This window comes from Polaribacter sp. (assembly GCF_965660385.1).
GTDB lineage: Bacteria > Bacteroidota > Bacteroidia > Flavobacteriales > Flavobacteriaceae > Polaribacter.
The window spans coordinates 1-6,547 of the sequence record NZ_CBFHZT010000088.1 but is presented as its reverse complement, the minus strand read 5'-3'; the positions used below and the strand labels follow the sequence as shown (position 1 = coordinate 6,547).

The 6,547-nt window shown below is 29.5% G+C and carries 9 protein-coding genes; 7 read left to right on the top strand and 2 right to left on the bottom strand.

What is annotated here, in order from left to right; all coding sequences use genetic code 11:
- From ACTG3V_RS14730 to ACTG3V_RS14700, 7 genes are all read left to right on the top strand, one after another.
- Positions 1-714 (top strand): PQQ-dependent sugar dehydrogenase (locus ACTG3V_RS14730; RefSeq protein WP_439132936.1); only part of this gene is annotated, 714 nt, incomplete at its 5' end.
- Between the two features lies 1 nt (position 715).
- Entirely contained in the window at positions 716-1,144 is a 429-nt protein-coding gene (locus ACTG3V_RS14725) for a c-type cytochrome (protein ID WP_439132935.1), read from the top strand.
- Between the two features lie 123 nt (positions 1,145-1,267).
- Positions 1,268-2,215, top strand: a complete 948-nt coding sequence (gene trxB, locus ACTG3V_RS14720) for a thioredoxin-disulfide reductase (protein ID WP_439132934.1) — start codon at positions 1,268-1,270, stop codon at positions 2,213-2,215.
- Between the two features lie 149 nt (positions 2,216-2,364).
- Positions 2,365-2,916: an RNA polymerase sigma factor gene (locus tag ACTG3V_RS14715; protein ID WP_439132933.1), complete on the top strand. Its 552-nt coding sequence runs from the start codon at positions 2,365-2,367 to the stop codon at positions 2,914-2,916.
- Positions 2,917-2,918: 2 nt separating this feature from the next.
- Positions 2,919-3,710, top strand: coding sequence for a hypothetical protein (locus ACTG3V_RS14710; RefSeq protein ID WP_439132932.1), 792 nt, complete (start codon positions 2,919-2,921; stop codon positions 3,708-3,710).
- An 80-nt stretch (positions 3,711-3,790) separates the two neighbouring features.
- Positions 3,791-4,708, top strand: a complete 918-nt coding sequence (locus ACTG3V_RS14705) for a DUF4097 family beta strand repeat-containing protein (protein ID WP_439132931.1) — start codon at positions 3,791-3,793, stop codon at positions 4,706-4,708.
- 2 nt (positions 4,709-4,710) lie between these two features.
- Entirely contained in the window at positions 4,711-5,538 is an 828-nt protein-coding gene (locus ACTG3V_RS14700) for a DUF4097 family beta strand repeat-containing protein (RefSeq protein ID WP_439132930.1), read from the top strand.
- Positions 5,539-5,693: 155 nt separating this feature from the next.
- Here ACTG3V_RS14700 and ACTG3V_RS14695 read toward each other — a convergent pair whose 3' ends face one another.
- Both ACTG3V_RS14695 and ACTG3V_RS14690 read right to left on the bottom strand, forming a co-directional pair.
- Positions 5,694-5,861: a hypothetical protein gene (locus ACTG3V_RS14695; RefSeq protein ID WP_439132929.1), complete on the bottom strand. Its 168-nt coding sequence runs from the start codon at positions 5,859-5,861 to the stop codon at positions 5,694-5,696.
- A gap of 23 nt (positions 5,862-5,884) precedes the next feature.
- Positions 5,885-6,547: T9SS type A sorting domain-containing protein (locus tag ACTG3V_RS14690; RefSeq protein WP_439132928.1), on the bottom strand; the 663-nt coding region annotated here is incomplete at its 5' end.

Here is a 6,547-nt window from a genome sequence, read left to right as displayed (position 1 = left end):
TCAGATCAAAAAGTATTATACAAAGCATATCCAAATAGCAGAAAAGGGCAACATTTTGGTTCAAGAATTGCTTTTGATTCAGAAAATAGAATCTATTTTTCAATAGGTGATAGAGGAAGTAGAGATGAAAATCCGCAAGATATTACCAGAGATTGTGGTAAAATTTATAGATTAAATGATGATGGTAGTATTCCAAATGATAATCCTTTTGTTGGAGTAGAAAATGCAAAAGAAGCTATTTTTACGTACGGAAATCGAAATCCACAAGGTATGGAAACAAATCCTTTTACAGGTGAAATTTGGGCGCATGAACATGGACCAAAAGGAGGAGATGAGATTAACATTATTCAAAAAGGAAAAAATTACGGTTGGCCAGTAATTAGTTATGGAATTAATTATTCTGGAACAAAATTTACAGACATTACTGAAAAAGAAGGTATGGAGCAACCACTTCATTATTGGGACCCATCAATTGCACCTAGTGGAATGGCTTTTGTAAATTCTGATAAATACCCAGAATGGAAAGGAAATGTATTAATAGGATCTTTAAAATTTAAATATGTTGCCAATTGTTATTTAGAAAAAGGTAAAGTTGTTAAAGAAGAAAAAATCGTAGAAGGTTTAGGAAGAGTTCGTTCTATAGAACAAGGAAAAGATGGCTATTTGTATGTTGGTATAGAAGGTACAGGAATCGTAAAAATAATACCTAATTAATATGAAGATTTTAAGTTTATTAATCGTTTTAAATATATTTTTTCTATCAACAAACAATGATAGTGAAATTTATAATACTGTAAATCAAGAAACTGAGCTTCAAAAAAGTATGAAAAGAGGTAAAGAGGTATACTCTGATATGTGTGCTACCTGTCATTTACCAAATGGAGAAGGAGTTCCAAAAGTGTATCCTCCCTTAGCGAAATCTGATTATTTAATGCAGAATCGAGAAGAAAGTATAAGAGCTGTAAAATACGGTATTCGTGGCAAAATAGTTGTGAATGATGTAGAATATAAAGGTATAATGGCTAGTTTGGGCTTGTATGAAGATGAAGTTGCAGATGTTATGAACTATATTACCAATTCTTGGGGAAATAAAAATCCAAAAATGATAACTGAAGAAGAGGTTATAAAAATTGAAAAAAAATAAACCAGGTTTCTTTTCAAAACTTTCATCAATTTTTGTTATTCACAAATTAAGATTATTCATTCATAATTGTATGGTAAATCAATCAAAAAAAATACATTTGTACTCTAAATTTTAAGAAAGACTATGTCAGATACTATTGAAAAAATTAAATGTTTAATTATTGGTTCTGGTCCAGCAGGTTATACAGCAGCCATTTATGCAGCTAGGGCAGACATGAAACCAATAATGTATACAGGTATGCAAATGGGAGGCCAGTTAACTACCACTACAGAGGTTGATAATTTTCCTGGCTATAAAGATGGAACTGATGGTACTGCAATGATGATGGATTTAAAACATCAGGCAGAACGTTTTGGAACTGACGTGCGATTCGGAATGGTAACTTCTGTTGATTTAAGCAAAGAAGTTGGTGGAATTCATAAGGTTGTAGTTGATGAATCTAAACATATAGAAGCAGAAACTATTATTATTAGTACTGGAGCAACTGCAAAATATTTAGGTTTAGAGAGTGAACAACGTTTAATTGGTGGTGGAGTTTCTGCGTGTGCTACTTGCGATGGTTTCTTTTATAAAGGACAAGATGTTGTAGTTGTTGGTGGTGGAGACACTGCAGCTGAAGAAGCAACGTATTTGGCAAATATTTGTAAAAAAGTATACCTTTTAGTACGTAAAGATTACATGAAAGCTTCTAAAGCTATGCAACATAGAGTAGATAAAACAGAAAATATTGAGTTGTTATATAACACTGAAGTAGATGAGGTTTTAGGTGGAAATGTTGTTGAAGGTGTGCGAGCTGTAAATAATCAAACAAAAGAAAAGTTTGAAATACCTGTAACAGGAGTTTTTATAGCTATTGGGCATACTCCAAATTCAGATTTATTTAAAGGTGCTTTAGATATGGACGAAACAGGATATTTAATCACCAAAGGAAAAACAACAAAAACAAATTTACCTGGAGTTTTTGCTGCTGGTGATATACAAGATAAAGAATACAGACAAGCAGTAACTGCTGCAGGTACAGGCTGTATGGCTGCTTTAGATGCTGAACGTTATTTAGGTGCTTTAGAGTAGTAACAATGTTACATTTTTTATAATAAAAAAGAGATTTCAGAAATGGGATCTCTTTTTTTTTAATCTTTTAAAAAATTTTATGGTAACTTTTGTAACGTTTAAAAAAATAAAGAGTATATCTGTTCAGAACACCAACCAAACCATAAAAATTGAATTCATTATCAGATAACGTATTAATGCTTAAAGTAAAAAATGGTGAAATCCATCAATTGGGTTTGCTCTATAAACGTTACAAAAAACGATTGTTTGGTTTCTTTTATCAAATGAATAAAAACGCAAGTGTAAGTGAAGATTTAGTACAAAATGTTTTTATCAGGATACTAAAATATAAGCACACATTTTCTGAAGATAGTAAATTCATTACATGGATTTTCCAGATTGCTAGAAATGAAATGTATGACGAATTTAAAAAAGTAAAAAAAGAAAATCATAAAGACATAGAAGATGTTTCATTTTATATAGAGAGCGATAAAAATTTTGAAAATGAATTAGAAATCAGCGAAAATAAAATCAATTTAAAAAGAGCCATAGCCAAATTGCCTCATGCAAAAAAAGAGTTGATTGTTTTAAGCAAACTAAAAGAATTAAAATATAAAGAAGTAGGTGAAATTGTAGGTTGTACAGAAGGTGCAGCAAGAACTAAAGTGCATAGAGCACTGCAAGATTTAAAACAAATTTATCTAACCTTAGAAAATGCATAACAATGGATTATAAAGAATTTGAAAATAGTATTGTAGATTATTTATCAGAAAATTTATCCGAAGATAAAAGAATTGATTTCGAAGTTTTTTTAAAGAAAAAACCCGAATTTAATGAAGCGTTTGAAACCGCAAAATTCTTATGGAATCAAAGTACCGAAAACGTTCCATTGCATTCCACCTCAATGGATATGAATTTTTTCAGCATGCTTAAAGCCGAAGAAGAAAAAGCGAACAAGATTTCTTTTTTTGAAAAATTGCAACATTTTTTCACTTTAAAACCAGTAAAACAATTTGCGTATACATTCGCTATTTTAACGGTTGGTTTTTTTGTGGGTAATGGTTTTAAGGTTAATACAAATTCATCAATACAAACCATAGAAGTTGCACAAAAAGAAACGGAAATTGTGCGCTCTCAATTGGTTTTAACACTGTTAAATCAATCTTCTGCAACCAAACGTTTACAGGCTGTAAGCGAGGTGAATAAATTAAGTTCGGTTACTGAAAAAATTATTAACGCGTTATTTTCAACTTTAAATAAAGACGAGAATGTAAATGTAAGATTATCAGCACTACAAGCTTTAAAAAAGTATACAGAAATTCCAATAGTTAGAGAGGGTTTAATAGCTTCAATTGCCAATCAATCCTCACCTTTAGTACAAATGGAATTGGCAGATTTAATGGTGATATTACAAGAAAAAAAAGCCGTGAAATCGTTCGAGAATTTAATTCAAAAAAAGGATGTGAATTCTAGTGCTAAAGAAAAAATAAAAGAAAGTATTCAAAGTATCATATAAATAAATTTTTGATGTAACTGGCATATCCTAGGCAAGCTTTTTACAAAGAAAACAATAGTCAAACATCAAAATAAACACAAATGAAAACAATACAATTAATGATAACAGTGGCATTATTTTGTTTAATATCAAAAGTAAATGCACAAAAATATCAGGAAGACAAAAAACTAAAATCGATAGAAAAAATTATCAAAGAATATCAAGTTAACTCCAATTCACCAGACAACATCTTAGTGGTTGATAACGTCTTTGGTTCTATTGATGTAGAAGGTTATAATGGTATCACCATCCAAGTTGAAGTTACAAAAATAGTTACTGCAAATACACAAGAAGATTTACAAATGGGTAAAGATGAAATCGGAATAAAATCTAACCAAAATAGAGATGCAATATATGTGTATTTAGATTCTCCTTTTACTCATTTCGATACAAAGACGGGTAAGTTTGATTATAGAGAATTTGGTTATAATTACCGTAAAAGTTATCCTCATAGAAAAAAAAGGATGTATAGTTATAATTTAGATTTTAAAATTAAAGTTCCGAAAAATACTGGTTTAGATGTAAAAACTGTAAATAATGGAAATATCTACATTACAAATGTTCATGGAAAATTATTGCTTGTTCGTAATATTAATGGGGCTATTGATATGAAAAATGTATCAGGAAAAACAGATGTTAATGCTTTAAATAAAGATATTAACATTACATATAGTAAAAACCCAACAGAGGAAAGTTTTTATAATTCATTAAATGGAGATATTAATATTTTATTTAAAAATGATTTAGATGCAAGCATCAGCTACAAAACAATGAATGGTAATTTTTACACCAATTTTGATGTTGAAAAAACAAAACCAATTATAAAAACAACATCAGAAAGAAAAAATAAAGGAACCAAGTATAAAGTAAACTCAAACAAGCATTTTAAAATAGGTAAAGGAAATGTACATCTACATTTTAATCAGTTAAATGGTGATGCAATCTTAAAAAGAATATAATTATGACACTACAAAATATACAACAAGCAGCATTAATTTTACTTTTTATATGCTGTATGCAAGTAACAGCACAAGAAACTGTAAAAATACCTTTAACAGATACTGCAAAAGAAGGGTTTTTAAAAATGGGTATTATAAATGGATCTATCAGTGTAAAAGGTACAGATACCAAAGAGGTAATTGTTAAGGGAATTAAAAGAGAGGGCAAGAAACCTTATTATAGTGGAAGAAAAACAAGTAAAAATGATGTAAACGGATTAAAAAGAATTTCAAATAATTCATTAGAATTTAGTGCTGAAGAGTATGATAATGTGATACATATTGAAAGTACACCTCAAGGAACTACTGATTTTGAAATTGAAGTGCCAAAGAATTTTTCGCTAAAAATATCTACAATTAATAAAGGAAATATTTATGTTGAAAATGTTAATGGTACCATGGATGTAAGTAACATTAATGGTTCAATTACGTTAAAAGATATTAGTGGTTCTGTAAGTGCAGATGCTTTAAATAAAGATATAACTATCAATTTTATTGAGGTTACACCAGAGGTAGCCATGGCATTTAGTAGTTTAAATGGCGATATTGACATTACTTTTCCAAAATCGTTAAAAGCAGATATAAAAGTTAAATCAGATCGTGGAGAAATTTATACCGATTTTGATTTGAAAGCAAAACCATCTCGCGCAAAAATAACAAAAGGTAGTGATAGCAGAGGCGATGCGTATAGAGTAAAAGTTGAAAAATGGATTACAGGTTCCATTAATGGTGGAGGACCAGAAATACTATTTAAAAACTTTAATGGTGATGTAATAATAAGAGCTAAATAAAATTTTAGCAGTCCATCAAAAAAGTCGTCTTAAAATCATTTTTTTAGGCGATTTTTTTTTAATTCATTCTAAAAATTTAAGTAGATTATAGCACTGAAAAAAAACGAGCTACTTTAAAAAAGTAGCTCGTTTTAAGTAAACATTATCATGTAAGTTTAAAATCCTTCTCCTGGATCCTGAGGTACAGATGCAGCTTGAGATTTTTGAGGATTTAATATCATATAAGTACCTAATGCAGTTAATGCTGCATATTTACCATAGTTTCCTATTTTTTTAATGGCTTCTTTACGAGTAATTTCTTGAGATTCTTTAGTATTTTTCATGATCTAATTCTTTAAGCTATTAATTATTCTAGTATAATTTTCTTACTAATTTTTCCATTTTCATTTTCTAGTTGCGCAATATAAACTCCAGTAGTTAATTTTGGAAGTGTAACATCATATGCACCATTAGAGCTGAAGCTTTTGTTTACCACTTGTTTTCCTAAAATGTTGAATAATTTTATGTTGGCTTTACCTTGAGATAAACCTACTATTCTTAAGTTAGTGGTATTTGTTGGGTACATGCTAATATTATCCATTTTAAAAGATTCCGTACTTAATGCTGATGATTTAGTATGTAAATAGAAACGTCCAACACCATCTGTTTTTTCAGTTAAAGTTACAGTGTAATCAGTATTAGTTTCATCTAATCTAGTAAACGTACCATTTTCTCTATCTTCTAAAAATACTTTTAAACCATTAGGTAAATTCGTTGCTTCTGCAGAGAATGTTATTTTACCAGCATCTGCTGTAATTCCAACAGGTACAATCATAGTTTCCATTTCATTTTTAGGTAATGATTGTACTTGGTAAGATTCACCAATATTATTTTCTAAAATATGTGTAAAAACCTCCATTTTAGATTTAACACCAGTAAAAGTTTTACCTTCATAACCCCAGTCAAAACCTTTGGTAACATTCTCATCAAAATACATTAATCTTGCAGCTCTTTTTAATTTGCCATTTGC